This window comes from Nocardia sp. CDC159, assembly GCF_023740735.1.
Classification (GTDB): domain Bacteria; phylum Actinomycetota; class Actinomycetes; order Mycobacteriales; family Mycobacteriaceae; genus Nocardia; species Nocardia pulmonis.
Genome location: NZ_JAMRXH010000001.1, coordinates 282,808 through 297,730, shown reverse-complemented (window position 1 = coordinate 297,730; position 14,923 = coordinate 282,808). Strand labels below are relative to the sequence as shown.

General features: G+C 69.2%; 14 protein-coding genes. 4 read left to right on the top strand and 10 right to left on the bottom strand.

What is annotated here, in order from left to right:
* Positions 1-16: 16 nt before the first annotated feature.
* Genes NDR87_RS01395 through NDR87_RS01385 form a run of 3 tightly spaced genes read right to left on the bottom strand, consistent with a single transcriptional unit; the run spans position 17 to position 3,061 of the window.
* Entirely contained in the window at positions 17-1,960 is a 1,944-nt protein-coding gene (locus tag NDR87_RS01395; RefSeq protein ID WP_251909196.1) for a hypothetical protein, read from the bottom strand.
* Entirely contained in the window at positions 1,957-2,166 is a 210-nt protein-coding gene (locus NDR87_RS01390) for a hypothetical protein (protein ID WP_251909197.1), read from the bottom strand. Before NDR87_RS01390 ends, NDR87_RS01395 begins: the two co-directional genes overlap by 4 nt.
* Before the next feature lie 34 nt (positions 2,167-2,200).
* Entirely contained in the window at positions 2,201-3,061 is an 861-nt protein-coding gene (locus NDR87_RS01385; protein WP_251909198.1) for an alpha/beta fold hydrolase, read from the bottom strand.
* 215 nt (positions 3,062-3,276) lie between these two features.
* Between NDR87_RS01385 and NDR87_RS01380 the strand changes: the two genes are divergently transcribed.
* From NDR87_RS01380 to NDR87_RS01370, 3 genes are all read left to right on the top strand, one after another.
* The gene (locus NDR87_RS01380) at positions 3,277-3,960 is read left to right on the top strand and encodes a TetR/AcrR family transcriptional regulator (protein WP_251909199.1); all 684 of its coding nucleotides are present in this window, start codon (positions 3,277-3,279) and stop codon (positions 3,958-3,960) included.
* A 78-nt stretch (positions 3,961-4,038) separates the two neighbouring features.
* Positions 4,039-5,184 (top strand): acyl-CoA dehydrogenase family protein, encoded by a 1,146-nt coding sequence (locus NDR87_RS01375; protein WP_251909200.1) that lies wholly within the window; start codon positions 4,039-4,041, stop codon positions 5,182-5,184.
* A complete protein-coding gene (locus NDR87_RS01370; protein ID WP_251909201.1) occupies positions 5,168-5,818 on the top strand; it encodes a TetR/AcrR family transcriptional regulator in 651 nt (216 codons plus the stop codon). Before NDR87_RS01375 ends, NDR87_RS01370 begins: the two co-directional genes overlap by 17 nt.
* Here the strand turns inward: NDR87_RS01370 and NDR87_RS01365 are convergent.
* From NDR87_RS01365 to NDR87_RS01340, 6 genes are all read right to left on the bottom strand, one after another.
* Positions 5,781-7,205 (bottom strand): cytosine permease, encoded by a 1,425-nt coding sequence (locus NDR87_RS01365; protein ID WP_251909202.1) that lies wholly within the window; start codon positions 7,203-7,205, stop codon positions 5,781-5,783. The genes NDR87_RS01370 and NDR87_RS01365 overlap by 38 nt on opposite strands.
* Positions 7,206-7,259: 54 nt before the next feature.
* Positions 7,260-8,315, bottom strand: a complete 1,056-nt coding sequence (locus NDR87_RS01360) for a DNA primase small subunit domain-containing protein (RefSeq protein ID WP_251909203.1) — start codon at positions 8,313-8,315, stop codon at positions 7,260-7,262.
* On the bottom strand, positions 8,312-9,403 hold the full coding sequence (locus NDR87_RS01355; RefSeq protein ID WP_251909204.1) for an ATP-dependent DNA ligase: 1,092 nt from the start codon (positions 9,401-9,403) through the stop codon (positions 8,312-8,314). Before NDR87_RS01355 ends, NDR87_RS01360 begins: the two co-directional genes overlap by 4 nt.
* 87 nt (positions 9,404-9,490) lie before the next feature.
* Entirely contained in the window at positions 9,491-9,856 is a 366-nt protein-coding gene (locus NDR87_RS01350) for a cold shock domain-containing protein (RefSeq protein ID WP_251909205.1), read from the bottom strand.
* A gap of 421 nt (positions 9,857-10,277) precedes the next feature.
* Positions 10,278-11,282, bottom strand: coding sequence for a hypothetical protein (locus NDR87_RS01345; protein ID WP_251909206.1), 1,005 nt, complete (start codon positions 11,280-11,282; stop codon positions 10,278-10,280).
* 68 nt (positions 11,283-11,350) lie between these two features.
* On the bottom strand, positions 11,351-12,826 hold the full coding sequence (locus NDR87_RS01340; protein WP_251909207.1) for an MFS transporter: 1,476 nt from the start codon (positions 12,824-12,826) through the stop codon (positions 11,351-11,353).
* Positions 12,827-12,880: 54 nt separating this feature from the next.
* On the opposite strand from NDR87_RS01340, the gene NDR87_RS01335 reads away from it, so the two are divergent.
* Positions 12,881-13,630: a TetR/AcrR family transcriptional regulator gene (locus tag NDR87_RS01335; protein WP_251909208.1), complete on the top strand. Its 750-nt coding sequence runs from the start codon at positions 12,881-12,883 to the stop codon at positions 13,628-13,630.
* Here the strand turns inward: NDR87_RS01335 and NDR87_RS01330 are convergent.
* Complete coding sequence (locus NDR87_RS01330; protein WP_251909209.1) at positions 13,575-14,915, bottom strand: nitrate/sulfonate/bicarbonate ABC transporter ATP-binding protein; 1,341 nt, start codon at positions 14,913-14,915, stop codon at positions 13,575-13,577. The genes NDR87_RS01335 and NDR87_RS01330 overlap by 56 nt on opposite strands.
* Positions 14,916-14,923: the final 8 nt, after the last annotated feature.

The window sequence follows — 14,923 nt, the reverse complement described above, 5'->3', positions numbered from 1 at the left end:
CGCCGGGGTCGACGGGCTACCGGCCCGCCAGGCGGTCGGCGTGCCCGGGGCGGCCCAGCCGCAGGGCACGATCGGCCAGACGATCGCGCAGCCCGGCCGGGATCTCGGAGCGCACCTCGGCGAAGGCGTCCCACACCGCCTCGGGTGTGTCCGCGTCGAGGGCGGTGAGGAATTCGTCGAGATCGGGCATGCCGTCGATGAGGTCGAGAACGCGGGCGCGGCCCGGCTCGTCCTGGGCCAGGGCGATTTCCACCAGCGCCGGGAGGTCGTCGCCGCCCGCGGCGGCACGCACCGCCGACAGCAGCTGTCCGCGGGGGAGCTCGCCCAGGCACGCGGCAATGGTCGGCTTGACCTCCGGTGGCAGGGCGTCCACCAAGGGCAGGACCTCCGCCCACAATTCGTGCGCCGCGGCGGTGTCGATCACCTGGCGCAGCACCTGGGGATCGGCCAGCAACGGCAGCCCGGCCACCCGGCGGCGGTCGGCGTCGGACATGGCCAGGGCCACGGGAATCAGCGCATCCCAGCGCCCGGCCGCGGCGGCCGCCCGGACCAGCTCCGACAGCCGCTCGTCGGAATGGGAGGCCACCCGCGCCGCCACGAATTCCCGTGGCGCGCGGTCCAATTCGGTGACGCACGGCAGCAGCTCCAGCCACAGTCCCTCGGCGATGGCCAGATCGACCAGCACGCCGAAGTTCGCGCTGTCCGCGGCCGCCAGCACCGCGGCCCGCACCTGCTCGTCGGTGAGTTCGGCCAGGCAGACGCCGAGGGTCTTCTTCCCCGCCTCCGGCAGCGCGTCCACCAAAGGCAGTACCCGCGACCACAACTCGTGCCGGGCACAGGTGGCGGTGATGGCCCGCAATACCTCCGGATCCTGCATCACCGGCAGCCCGGCCATGCGGCGGCGGTCGGATTCGGTCATGGCCAGCGCGAGGGGGATCATGGCATCCCACAGGTCGGCGGCGTGGGCGCGGAGGATGAGATCGCTGAGTTTGTCGTCGGATTTCGCGGCGACGCGGGCCGCGATGAAGGCCAGCGGCTCGGCGGGCAGAGGGACGGCCAGCGGCAGCAGGTCCAGCCACAGGCCGTGATCGAGTGCCACATCCATGATCGCGGTGAGCACGGGCGCGGTGTGCACGATCGGCCGCTGGGCGAATACGGCCAGGCTCTCGGCGCTCATGGCGGCGGTGACCGGTAGCAGGGTGGTCCAGGCGTCGAGCTCGAGCACGGCCTGGACCAGGCCGTCGAGCACCTCGTCACCGAGTTGGGCGCTCAGATCGCCGATGCGCGCCCGGTTGGCCGGGCTGACGGTGGCGAGCAGATCGATGCCCTCGGCCCACAGCCGCTGCTCGTGGGCGGCGCGCACGACGCCGGGCAGGCGGTCGGCGACGATCTCGAGCAGCACGTCCATCGAGGACTTGTCCTCGAGCAGATAGCCGGTGCGCAGCAGATCGGCATCGCCGAGCTCCTGCGCGGCGGCTCGCATCATCTCCGGCGAGGCCACGCCGACAAATCGGCCGAGCGTGACATGCTCACCGCGGGTGAGCAATTCCCGCGTGACCGCCACGACCAACCGGATCGGCACCCGGGGAATGATGTCGGCGGTGCGGCGCGGATCGAGCTGAATCGTCGCCTCGGCCAGGAAGGGCGCGGGCAGCGCCTTGGCGATGTCGACCGCGCGGGCCGGTTCGACCTGGGCGGCCACCGCCGCGCACAGACCGGGGCCGAAGGCGCGTTCGGCGGCCTTGGCCGCGATCGGGGTGGGCACCAGCTTGGTGGCGGCGGCGATCCGCTTCAGCTTGGCGGCGTCGGCGTCGAAGAGCGCATCGGTGGCGCGTTCGCGGAACTGCCGGATCGCCTCGGGCGACAACTCGGTCAGGAATTCCAGCTCGGCCGGATCCGAAATATCGAGCAGCCGGGCGAGTTTGGTGGTCTCGGCGCGCGCGAGCAGGCGGTCGCTCACAGTCCCAGCGCCTTCTTCACGGCCGGACGCATCAGCCGCGGAATGACATCGAACGACGAATCGATGGCCGTGGCAAGCCGTTTCGCGCGGCGGGCCTGTGCCTCGCGCAGCAGGCGGTCGAGCTCGCCCAGTCGCGCGTCGGACAGGCGGGTGAATTCCTCCGGCAGCGGGGATCCGAGGGTGCGGGTGAGCGATTCGGCGGACATGGCTGTGTCTCCAGGTCTTTCGGGCGCGCGTCGATCAGCGCGCGGGGTGTTCGATCGGTCTGTTGTCGGCGCGCAGGTCGTCGACGAAGTTGGCGATCGCCTCCACCACCAGCAGCGGTTCGGTGATCGGCAGCCAGTGGTCGGCGGGCAGGCGGTGGCACCACAGTCGATCGGTGCCGCGGCGCACATGCGCGCCGACCGCGGGCAGGGCGGCGGCATCGGCGCGATCGACGATCAGCTGCACCGGCACCGCGGTGTGCCGCTCGCGCGGATGACGCAGGTGGTGCACGAGATTGGCGGCGGCGATGCGGGTCCCGGCCAGCAGGTCCGACGTCGAGGGCCGCAGGCCGTCGCGCGGCACGCGCCGGAGGCGGGGCCAGCGCAGCAGCCTGCGGCCCAGCACCAGCCATCCCAGTCCCGGCAGTCGCCACCACGGCGCGCGCGGAAAGCGCCGTTCGCGCAGGCCGTTCGCCAGTTGGTCGAGGGCGGGCGCGCCCAGTGCGGTGGCCGAGGCGATGCGGGTGTTGGCCCGCGCGTCGCCCAGGGCCTCCCACACCTGCATCGCGCCCCAGCCGTGTCCGGCCAGATGGGCGGGCCGGTCGGGACTGGTGGCGTCGAGTACGGCATAGAGGTCCGCGGCCAGGGCGGTGAGCCGAAAGCCTTGCGGCCGTGCGGGTTGCGCGGATCGGCCGTGGCCGCGCACGTCGTAGGCGACCACATGGAAACCGTCGGCGAGCAGGTACGCCACGCGGTTCCAGACGCGATGGGTGTCGGTGAGGCCGTGCACCAGGACGAGGGTCTCGGCCGCCGGGTCGCCGTACTCGTAGACGGCCAGGTCGCCACCCGGTGCGGACACGATGCGAAAGCGGGGGGCGCTGTCGGATTGCTGGGTCATCTCGTTCACCTCGGGGTGCGGCGGCGCCACACCGAACGTACCGCCAGTACGACTGTCGATACTGGCAGTACGACCGGCCAGGGGCAATGGCTCACCGGGCGAAATCTGTGTGCAGTGGATCACAACGGATTCATGACCTGCGCGCAGCCCGTACCGGCGGTACGTGTATGCTCGCGTTACAGCCAACCCGCCCCCGCAACGGAGCCGAGCCCACCGTGTCCCGTGTCAGCAGCAGAACCCCGGCGCCGATCACGCGTGACGATATCGTCGACGCGGCGATTCGGGTGATCGATCGCGACGGCCCGCGTCCGAGTATGGACGATATCGCGCGCGAGGCCGGGATCACCAAGCCACGACTGTATCGGCAGTTCGCCGACAAGGCCGATCTCTACACCGAAATCGCGAATCGCGTCTCGCGCAACGCCTTCGCCGCGACGGGGGAGGACATGACCCTCATGCTGCAGCCGCCCCGGGTGGCGCTGCGGCGGGTGTTCACCGGATACGCCGAGGGAATTCTGGAGCATCCCAACGTCTTCCGCTTCCTGGCCCAGGCGCCGATGGCGCAGAGCGCCGAGGGGGCGGTGCTGCAGTTCGATCTGGGCCGCGACGCCGCGCGCCGCTTCGACAAGCTGGCCCGGGCGATCGCCGAGGCCGTTCCCATCGACACCGCGGGCATCGACTATCTGTCGCGAGCGGTGGTCGGGGTGGTCGTGGCCATCACCGATCTGTGGCTCGAATCCGGGCCCACGCCCGCCGACGCCGAATTCGTGGATCAGGCCACCGAACTGGTATGGGGGCTGATCGACGGCTTCCTGCGCCGCCAGGGCATCACCGCCGCGCCGGACACCCCGATCTTCACCACCCTGGCCGAGGTCAACCAGGCACGCGCCGCGGACTGACCAAGCTTGTTGACATTACGTCAATAGGGCTGCCACTCTGGTGCTCACCAATTCGGGCACGAGACGAAGGATCAGGCGATGGCGCGCGCGGCATGGAGCGACGACGAGGTCGAGGCCGTCCGGGAGCTGGCGAGGAACTTCTTCGACAAGGAGGTGGTCCCGCACGAGGAGAAGTTCGCCGCGCAGGGCCACCCCGACCGCGAGCTGTACAACCGGGCGGGGGAGCTGGGGCTGCTGTGCGCCGCGGTGCCTGCCGAATACGGCGGCGGCGGAGGCACTTTCGCGCACGAGGCGGCCATCATCGAGGAACAGGCATTCCTCGGCGACGGCGCGCTGGGCATGCCGGTGCACTCCTCGATCATCGCCCCCTACCTGCTGGAATTCGGCTCCGAGGAGCTCAAGCGGCGGGTGCTGCCCAAGGCGGCCAGCGGGGAGATGGTGCTGTCGATCGGCATGACGGAGCCGGGCACCGGATCGGATCTGCAGAACATCAAGACCCGCGCGGTGCGCGAGGGCGACGAGTACGTCATCACCGGTTCCAAGATTTTCATCTCCAACGGCTGGCTGTGCGACGGCATCGTGATCGCCGCCAAGACCGACCCGACCAAGGGCGCGGCGGGGGTGTCGCTGATCTTTGCCGAGGTCGGTGACGACACACCCGGGTTCACGCGCGGCCGCATCCTGTCCAAGATCGGCGGCAAGGGGCAGGACACCGCGGAGCTGTTCTTCGATGGGCTGCGGGTGCCCGCGGCGAATCTGCTGGGGGAGGCCGAGGGTCAGGGCTTCTATCAGATGATGCGGCTGCTGGCCCAGGAGCGGCTGGTCACCGCGATCATGGCGGTTGCCATGATGGAGAAGGCCGTCGAGCTGACCGTGGACTACACCAAGGGTCGCGAGGCATTCGGAAAACCGCTGTTCGCGATGCAGAACACCCGCTTCGAGCTGGCCGAGTGCGCCACCATCGCGACGGTGAGCCGCACCTTCCTCGACGACGCGATCGTCAAGCATCTGCGCGGTGAGCTCGACATACCGACCGCGGCCATGGCGAAATACTGGCTGACCGATCAGTTGGGTATCGTGGTGGATCGTTGTCTGCAACTGTTCGGTGGCTATGGATATATGACGGAGTACCCGATCTCCCAGCTGTATACGGGCGCACGCGTGCTGCGCATCCTGGCCGGTGCCAACGAGGTGATGAAGGATCTCATTGCCCGCTCACTCTGATACGACGACGCTGCCCGACACCGACGCGACCGCGCGCCGGCGTCGGCTCGAACCCGACGAACGGCGGGCGCAGATCCTCGAATGCGCCATCGCCATGTTCGGCGAGCGCCCCTACGCGGCGGTGTCCACGGCCGAACTCGCCCAGCGCGCGGGTGTGGCCCGCGGGTTGATCAACCACTACTTCGGCAACAAGCGCGACCTGTACCTGGCGGTCGTGCGCCGGATGGTGACCCTGCCGCGCCCCGGCCAGATGGTCGCGCCCACCGGCACCACCCGCGAACGGGTGGACGCCAGTGTGGCCTGGCTGCTCGACACCATCGGCGAGCACGGCAGCACCTGGGTCAAGGTGACCGGCCACGAGGGCATCGGCGACGATCCGGAGGTGCAGCGCATCCTCGACGAGGCCGACGACGCCGCCGCGGACCGGATGCTGCAGATGGTCGGGCTGGGCGGCGCGGCACACGGCGATGCGCTGCGCGCGCTGGTGCGCGCCTACGGCGGGCTGGTGAAAGCCGCTGGGCGGGAATGGATCACCCGCGGCTCACTCGATCGCGAGCAGGTGCATCACCTGCTGGCCGACATGCTGATGACGCTGGTCACGACGACCTTCCCGAAGATCGAACCGTCGGTGTGAGACCGGTCGAACGGTCGGTGCGGGTGGCGAGCGGATAGTAGACCGCGGCGGTGACGAGGATGCCCACCAGCCAGGAGAGGTCGGCCCCGCCCAACAGCGTGGTGATCGGTCCGGTGTAGAGCTTCTGGGCGAGGAACGGGATCTGCGCGGCGATGCCCAGGGCGTAGCAACCCAGGGCGGGCAGGTTCCAGGAACCGTAGCGGCCGTGGGGATCGTAGAGGGCGGGGATGTCGATGCGTTCGCGCGAGATCAGGTAGTAGTCGATGAGATTGATCGTGCTCCACGGGGTGAACACCAGCAGCAGCACGAGGACGAAGTTCTTGAAGTTGTCGAGGAAGTCGGCGCTGGCGGCCAGGGCGATGAGCACCGACAGCGCGGTGAACCCGAGGATGTAGGCCGTGCGGGCGGTGCGGGAGATGCTCGTGCGCGGATCGAAGGCCGTGACCGTGGTGAGGGTCGACATGAATCCGCCGTAGGCGTTGAGCACGTTGATGGTGAGTTTGCCGACGACGATCACCAGGTAGATCAGCGCCGCGAGGACGGCGGGACCGGCCAGTGCGCCGATGAAGCCGACCTGATCGGTGGTGAACGATCTGCCCGCGCAGGCGGCCAGCAGCGCGCCGAAGGTCATCGACCACTGCGCCCCGAGTACGGTGCCGCCGAAGGTGAACCAGAATGTGCTGCGCGCGGAGGTATTTCGAGGCAGATACCGCGAATAGTCGGCGACATAGGGCCCGTAGGTCAACTGCCAGCTCGCGCTCAGCGACACCGCGAGCAGAAAGGTCGCCGCCTCGAACCCGCGCCCGCCCAGATGCGCGCTCACGTCGTATTCGGTGAACAACCGCACCGCCAGATAGCCGAACCCGACGATCCCGACCACCGACGCGATCCGACCCACCACATGGATCAACCGATACCCCAGCACGGCGGCCACCGCGCTGAGGCCCCCGAACAGCACGATCCCCACCGCGCGATTGTCGATGTGCAGCAACTTCCCGATCGCCTGCCCCGCCAGCACCGTTCCCGTCGCCGCGAATCCCAGATACATCAGGATCACCAACACCAGCGGTACCACCGCGCCCCGCACGCCGAACTGCGCCCGGCTGGAAATCATCTGCGGCAACCCCAGCCGCGGCCCCTGCGCCGAATGCAGCGCCATCACCACCCCGCCTACGACATTCCCCACCAGCGTCCCCCCGATCGCCCACACCGCATCCGCCCCGAACATCACCGCCAACGCCCCGTCCACGATCGCGGTGATCTGCATATTCGCCCCGAACCAGAGCGTGAACTGATGGACCGGCCGACCGTGCCGCTCACCATCGGGGATGACGTCGATGGTGCGGCGTTCGGGGGTGAGCACGGCCACGGGGCGATCAGCGCGCATGGGTCGATACAACCAGTCGAACCGCAGGGGCAGAACGGTTTTCGTGAAGCCGGCTCAGCTCTTGCGCGCCTTGCTCGGCTGCACCCGTGGCGGCTCGTCGGGCATCTTCGGGTACACCGGGGGCCACGGGGCGTCCATCAGACCCGAATCCAGGTCGCGCCGCGACATGTCCAGCAGCGGCTCGATGGATTGGGGGGCGCGATCGGCCCAGGGGTCGCCGAGGGCGGCGACGCGGGCGGGAACCGTGGCGAGGGTGAGCTCGTCGGGGGAGATGGCGTCGAGTTCGTCCCAGGCGAGGGGGGTGGAGACCTGCCCGCCCACCTTGGGGCGGACGCACCAGGCGCCGAAAACCGTTCGGTGCGGGGCGTTCTGGTTGTAGTCGACGAAGACTCGGCGACCGCGTTGCTCCTTCCACCACTGGGCGGTGATGAGGTCGGGGTGGCGGCGTTCGAGTTCGCGGGCCAGGGCCACCGAGGCGGCGCGGACCTGGTAGCCGTCCCAGCGCGGTTCCAGCAGGACGTAGATGTGCAGGCCGCGGGAGCCGGAGGTTTTGATGCGGGCGTCGATGCCCAACTCGGAGAACAGGTCTCGGGTCAAGATGGCGGCGCGGCGAAGGTCGTCGAAGCCGATGCCGGGGGAGGGGTCGAGGTCGATGCGCAGTTCGTCGGTGACCCCGGTGGGCGGCAGGAGCGCTCCGGCCGCGTCGTGCACCGCGGGCGCGGTGCTGCGCTCGGCCGCGCCCGCGTGGGTGGGCCAGACGTGAAATCCCAAGCAGCCCAGGTTGACCGCCCACAGCAGGTGGGCGAGGTCGGCGGCGACGAGGGCGTCGCTGGTGGTGCCGTTGGGGGTGGACACCACCGTGGTCTGCAACCAGTCGGGCACCGATTTGGGGACCCGCTTCTGGAACCACGACTTGCCGCCCGCCCCGTCGGGATAGCGCTCCAGCAGGACGGGGCGATCGCGCAGCGTGCGCAGGATGGGTTCGGCCACGGCCTGGTAGTAGCGGACCAGATCCAGTTTGGTCTCGCCGCGCTCGGGAAAATAGATCTTGTCCGGATTGCTGATCGCAACGACTCGACCGTCGACCTCGATCTCGATCGACTTGCTCACGAGGCGGCCCCCCTCGCCTCGGCGAAGATATCGGCCAGTTCGGCGGGTGCGACCTCGTCGAGCTGGGCGTAGGTGCACGATTCGGGGGTGCGGTCGTCGCGGAAGCGGACCAGCCGCCCGCCGTGCCGTAATCGACCGGCCATCACGTGTTCGTAGCGGACCTCGGCGACCAGCTCCGGCCGCAGTGCCTCCCACGACAGGTCCTTGCCGCCCGTCCAGCGGCTCACCCCGCCCGGCATCTTCCCCTCGGCCTTGGCCTGCGCGGCGGCGTCGGCCCAGTCGCGCCAGGGATGGTCGGCCAGCGCGTTCTCGCGCAGCGGGGCCAGCTCCTCGACCAGTTCCCGCCGGCGCGCGGCGGTGAAACTCGAGGCCACGCCGACATGATGCAGCCGCCCGTCGTCGTCGTAGAGCCCCAGCAGCAGCGACCCCACGCCCTGTCCGTCCTTGTGCCAGCGGAATCCGGCGACCACGCAGTCGGCGGTGCGCTCGTGCTTGACCTTGATCATCACCCGTTTGTCCTGCAGATACGGCAGATCGGTGGCCTTGACCATGACCCCGTCGAAGCCCGCGCCCTCGAAACGGGTGAACCAGTCCTGGGCCCGGTCCGGATCGGAGGTCAGGGGGGTCAGATGCAGTCGCGGCACGGAATCGCCGACGATCGTCTCGAGCAGCCGCCGCCGCTCGGCGAACGGCTGCTCGGTCAGATCCTGATCACCCAGGGCCAGCAGGTCGAAGGCGACGAAGCTGGCCGGGGTCTCGGCGGCCAGCTTGTTGACCCGCGAGGCCGCCGGATGCAGCCGCTGCTGCAGGGTGTCGAAGTCCAGGCCCTGTTCGGTGACCACGACCACCTCGCCGTCGATGACGCACTTGGCCGGTAGCTCGGACCGCAGCAACTCCACCAGCTCCGGAAAATAGCGGGTCAGCGGCCGGTCGTTGCGAGAACCGAGCTCGACCTCGTCGCCGTCGCGGAACACGATGCAGCGGAAACCGTCCCATTTCGGTTCGTAATACAGCTGGGGATCGCGCGGAAGCTCCGATGCGGATTTGGCCAGCATCGGTTTCACGGGCGGCATGACGGGCAGGTCCACACGATCCTCCTGAAGAAGTTGTCCTCCATGGGGACGGTGCGAGCGCGCGTAATTCATCGCCCGCACTTCCAGCAAGATCGTATTCCGCTAGCTGTCGAGCCACCCGTGCTGATCGGCGAAGGCGGTCAAACGATCGCGAATCGTGAGAATTTCCCCGGCCGTGAGCGCCGGGCTCGCGTCCAGCAGCAGCTCGGTGATCAGCCGTTTGTGCTCGGCGGCGGTGAGCTGAGCGGAATTGCGATTACCGCGATGGCGCGGCGCGGGCGCTCCGCCGACCGCGGTCAGATTGACCGCCTTCGGTCCACGATCACCCTCGGTCACCTCGAATTCGAACACCCGCCCCTGCCGCAGTTCGTCCTCGTCCAATCCGATGTCGTTCACGTGTACGAACACGTCGGGGCCACCGTCTTCCGGGCGGATGAAGCCGAACCCCCGAGAACTATCGAAGGACACCAATTTCCCTATCGACACCTACACCCGCTCCTCGTCGCCGTCCCTATCAGTGCACTCTATCCACCCTGGTCGGGTTCCGTTCGGTGTTGAGCGAAAGTGCCTTCCGCGACGAATCGACCCCTTCGCGGCGCTGTCGGAGGGCTGCTCGCTCGGCCAGACCGTCCCGGGGACCGGCACGGCCCCGGCGGTCGGAACCGCCCGCGGGTACGTGGTACCCAACACGGTTGTCTCCCTTGTTACTTCGAAACCTCCCCATTCGATCCGGGACGGGCGCGCCCGCACCCGGATGGGCCATGTGAGCGTACCGGTCGAACCGGGCATCGGGTTCGCCAACGCGTCGATTTTCTTGTCCGGGACCGGATTTCGGCGACAGCGTGAGTTCGGGCAAAGTTGACCGTCGATCGGCGAACCGGCCGCGGCGCTAGCGAATACCTTCGAATCGGGCGGTGACCTCCTCGGCCGACAGCGCCCGTTCGAGGGCGAGATCGCCGGGCATGCACGGGAAATAGCGTCCGGCGCGCCAGCGCCGTGGATGCCGCGGCGAATCCAGGACCAGCAGCCGCTCGCCCTCGAGCACCGGAATGTCGGAGGGGATGCCGTCGTCGCGGATGCGGCCGCCGTCGGGGCCGCTGAAGTCGAAGGACCCGTGGGTGTCGGCCGTGCCCGGGGTGGTCCGGCACACCGCGACCGCCTCGGCCGAGGGCGGCTCGCCAGGCAGATGTCCGCCGCCGATGAGGGCGTCGGCCAGCAGGGTGTGCAGTTGGAAGTTGTCGCCGATCCCGTGCAGGCGCAACCGATATCCGGTGCGGGTCGGGCGGTGCAGGATCACCAGCGGTTCGTCGTCGAGCACCGCCAGCACGAAGGCCAGCGGCTTGTACCACCGGTTCGCGGTGTCGGCGAGTTCGCTGTGCAGCTCGCTCAGCGTGGCCCGCAGGCGCGGCCCGGCGGCGCGGCGGACCTCGGCGTGCTGCAGCAGCGCCAGCCCGGCCCGAACCCAGCGATCGAGCGCGAACCAGGCCGTGGTGGCGTCGGCGCCGCAGATGTGCGCCAGATCCCGCCGCGGCTCGCCCTGCGGATCCGGGAGCCGCTCCCGCCACAGATCGCGCCACGTCTGCGCGAAAATCGCCGCGTCGGCGAGGGTTTCGGCGAGCAGGCGCAGCACCGGCGACCAGCAGTCGAGCGCGCGGGCGCCGCGGTGCACGCAGCCGGCGATCAGGACGGCGGTGTCGGCCCGCAGATCGAACGGCACGTCGTCGAGCAGGACGGCCAGGCGCGGGCCGCCGCGGGTGAGCTCGAAGGCGCTCGCACCGGCGAAGGCACGCGTCAGGGCGCGGTGCGCGACGGCGGTGGCCGCGGTATCGCCGCCGGCCACCGCCCGTTCGAATTCCGTTAGGGCGTGGAGGAATTCGGTCGTCCCGTTGATCACGGACCGCACGTTATCGATGCTCGCCGCCCCTCGTCCATACCCCTAACCTGGGGTATCTCGGCCCCACGCTAGGGCGCCGCCGTGGGCTCCGGCGCCGGGACGGGCCTGCGGTTGCGCAGCAGGATCGTGCCGAGCGCGGCGGCGGCCAGGGCGAATCCCGCGCTGATCCACGAGCCGTAGGCCATGGCGGTGGTGAACGCCGATTTGGCCGGTTCGGTGTAGCCGAGCTGGAAGGCCGCGCCGATCGAATCCCGTGCCGCCGCAGGCACATCCGCGGGCATGTTGTCGGTGAACACCCCCGCCAGCACACTGCCCAGGATGGCGATGCTGATGGCCAGGCCGACCTGCTGGATGGTGTCGTTCATGGCCGAGCCGACGCCCGCGTGCTCGAGCGGGATGGCGCTCATGATGGCGGCGTAGGCGGCCGGACCGGCCAGACCCCCGCCGATGCCCATGACCAGCATCGAGCCCAGCACCCACAGGTAGCCGTCGGCATTGGCCAGGATGACGAAGGCGGCCGCCATCACCACCAGGCCCGAGACGATCAGCGTCTTGTTGCTCAGCGTCTTGCCCAGCGTCGCGCCCAGCCCGTTGCACACCGTGGACGCCACCGCGAACGGCAGCAGCGCCAGACCCGCCTTCATCGGCCCGAACCCGAGCACGAACTGCAGGTACTGGGTGAGCATCAGCATCACCGCACCCATGCCGAACACCATGAGCAGCAAGGTCAGACAGGTGCCGGTGAAGTCGCGGCTGCGGAACACCGCCAGCGGCAGCATCGGATGCGCCGAACGCGACTCCCAGAACGTGAACGCCAGGGCGGCGACCACCGCGAGCGCGATCACACCGAGATTCCACTCGCGCTCGATGATCACATACACCGTCGCCGTCAACGCGACGATCGACAGCAGCACGCCCACCGGATCCACCGGACGCTGATCGCCCTTGGTCTCCGGCATCAGCGCCACCGCGGCGACGATCGCGAGCACCGCGACCGGAATGTTGAGCAGGAATACCGAACCCCACCAGAAGTGCTCGAGCAGGAATCCGCCCAGCGTCGGGCCGAGCACGATGCTGACCATGGACACCGTCGACCAGGCCGCCATCGCCTTGCGGCGCTCGTCCTCGGCGAAGGTGGTCATCATGATCGACAGCGTCGAGGGCATGAGTACCGACCCGCCCACACCCATGGCGGCGCGGGCGGCGATCACCTGCCACGGTTCGGTCGCCAGCACCGCGAACAGCGACGCCGCGCCGAAGATCGCCAGTCCGGTGATCAGCGCCAGGCGGCGGCCGAACCGGTCGGACAGGCTGCCCGCGGTGAGCAGCAGGCCGGCGAAGACCAGCACATAGGCGTCGAGGATCCACTGGATGTCGGCCGGGGTGGCGTCGAGTTCCCGGATCAGCGACGGGATCGCGAGATTGAGCACGGTGCTGTCGAGCCCGATCACCAGCACCGACAGGCACAGCACGCCCAGTACCCACCAGCGACGCGGATCGCGGGCGATTTCGGCGGCTGCTACTCGTACATCGTTCGATTTCACTCGCACAGCGTACGATAAAACTGGAACAGTGTGCGAGAGAATTAAGGTGATGGGGTGACCAAGCCGTTCTCCTCCGTGTGGCTGCGCCCACCGCGCCAGCCCAAGACCTCCGGCCTGCGGCGCGAGCAGATCGTGGCCGCGGCCGTGGAACTGCTCGACGCCGAGGGGCTGGACGCGCTGAGCATGCGCAAGCTCGGGGCCAGGCTGGGCGCGGGGGCGACGAGCCTGTACTGGTATGTGGCCAACAAGGACGAGCTGCTGGAGCTGGCGCTGGACCAGGCGTGGGGCGAGGTCGAACTACCGGATCCCGAGCGCATGTCGTGGCGCGAGGCCTCGTCGAGGGTGGTCTACAGTCTGCGCGCGACCATGCGCGCGCATCCGTGGATGGCCGGTCTGATCGGACGGCTACCGAGCGTGGGACCCAACGCCTTCGCCCTCACCGATGCGATGCGCCGGATGTTCGTCGCGGCCGGATTCGTCGACATGGACGTCTACTACGCCAACAGCACGCTGATCAGTTTCGTCTTCGGCCAGGTGATTCCGGAGGTCGCGATGACGCAGTCGATGGGCCGGGTCGAGGACTACGACATCGACGGCATGCGAAGCGCCATGAACCAGCTCGCGGGCCAACAGTATCCGGAGATCGTCGCGGACTACGAGAGTGTCGGTCCGCAGGACGTGACCACCGCGCGGGCGGTGGCCTTCGATTTCGGATTGCTCTGTGTGCTCGACGGATTGCAGGCCCGGCTCAACTCCACTGCTCCCGCACGCCCGCGAACTCCTCGGCAGCCGGATCCGCGGTGATCTGATCGTCGTCGGCGTCGTAGTCGTAGAGTTCGGCGTAGCGCCCCCAGTCGATGGCGATATCGAGCTGGCGGCGCGCGTCGTCGGGACCGAAGCCGCGGCGCAGCAGATCCAGGAAGAAGCTCGACCGCAACCGGCCGTCGGCGCTGCCCGCCAACCCTTTACAGATCGTGCGCACCAGCGGCGCGCGGTGGCGGGCCTGCTCGGCGAAGATCTTCTTGCTTTCCTGGATATCGGCGGTGGTGAAGCGGGTGCCGGTCGCGGTGAGCGCCACATCGCCGGATTCGACGGTGATGAAGCCGAGCATGGCGGCGGCGTCGACCAGCGGCAGCAGATCGTCGATCTCGAAGTTCAACTCGTCGGCGATCTCGGGCAGATCGGCCCGCCCGCCCGAGGCGTAGACCAGCTCGACCAGACCGGCCAGCCCGCCGACCGAGGCGTCGGGCAGCGGCGTGGCGGTCGGGGTGGCCTTATCCGGTTCGGGCAGGGCGCGTTCGGTGTCGCGGCCGGTGAGCAGGCCGTAGATCTCGTCGACGAGCAGTTCGAATCCCGGGGCGCGGCGGTCGCGCGGGCGCGGCATGGTCACCGGGATGTCGGCGATGATGCGGCCCGGATTCGAGCCCAGCACCACCACCCGGTCGGCCAGCAGCACCGCCTCCTCGATGTTGTGGGTCACCACGCAGACGCACCGGGTCGGGAAATCGTCGGTCTCCCAGAGGTTCACCAGTTCGGTGCGCAGGTTCTCCGCGGTCAGTACGTCCAGCGCGGAGAACGGCTCGTCCATCAGCAGCAGGTCCGGTTCGAGCACCAGCGCGCGGGCGAAGCCGACCCGCTGGCGCATGCCGCCGGACAGCTCCTTGGGATAGGCGGTCTCGAAGCCGTCGAGGCCGATGAGGTCGATCGCCGCGAGCGCGCGGCGGCGGCGCTCGGCGGGTGCGACGCCGCGCGCGGCCAGTCCGAGTTCGACATTGTCCTGCACGGTCAGCCACGGCATCAGCGCGAAGGACTGGAACACCAGTGCCGCACCGGGATTGGCGCCGTCGAGGCGGCGCCCGCGGTAGCGGACCTCGCCCGCGGTCGGCGCGATCAGGCCCGCCATAGTACGCAGCAGCGTCGACTTGCCCGAGCCCGAGCGGCCCAGCAGGGCGACGAATTCCCCGTCGTACAGCGACAGATCGATGCGCTCGAGTACGTCGAGCCGGTCGCCCGCCGCGCCCCGGAACGACATGCCCACGCCGTCGACCTGCAACAGGACCGCACCGGCCCCGGTTTGCGTTGTGGTCATGAAAGCCC

Bases quoted from the DNA above. Each gene is read 5' to 3' on its own strand.
- NDR87_RS01330 (WP_251909209.1), bottom strand. From the start codon at position 14,915: ATGACCACAACGCAAACCGGGGCCGGTGCGGTCCTGTTGCAGGTCGAC.
- NDR87_RS01365 (WP_251909202.1), bottom strand. From the start codon at position 7,205: ATGCGCGCTGATCGCCCCGTGGCCGTGCTCACCCCCGAACGCCGCACC.
- NDR87_RS01375 (WP_251909200.1), top strand. From the start codon at position 4,039: ATGGCGCGCGCGGCATGGAGCGACGACGAGGTCGAGGCCGTCCGGGAG.
- NDR87_RS01390 (WP_251909197.1), bottom strand. From the start codon at position 2,166: ATGTCCGCCGAATCGCTCACCCGCACCCTCGGATCCCCGCTGCCGGAG.
- NDR87_RS01385 (WP_251909198.1), bottom strand. From the start codon at position 3,061: ATGACCCAGCAATCCGACAGCGCCCCCCGCTTTCGCATCGTGTCCGCA.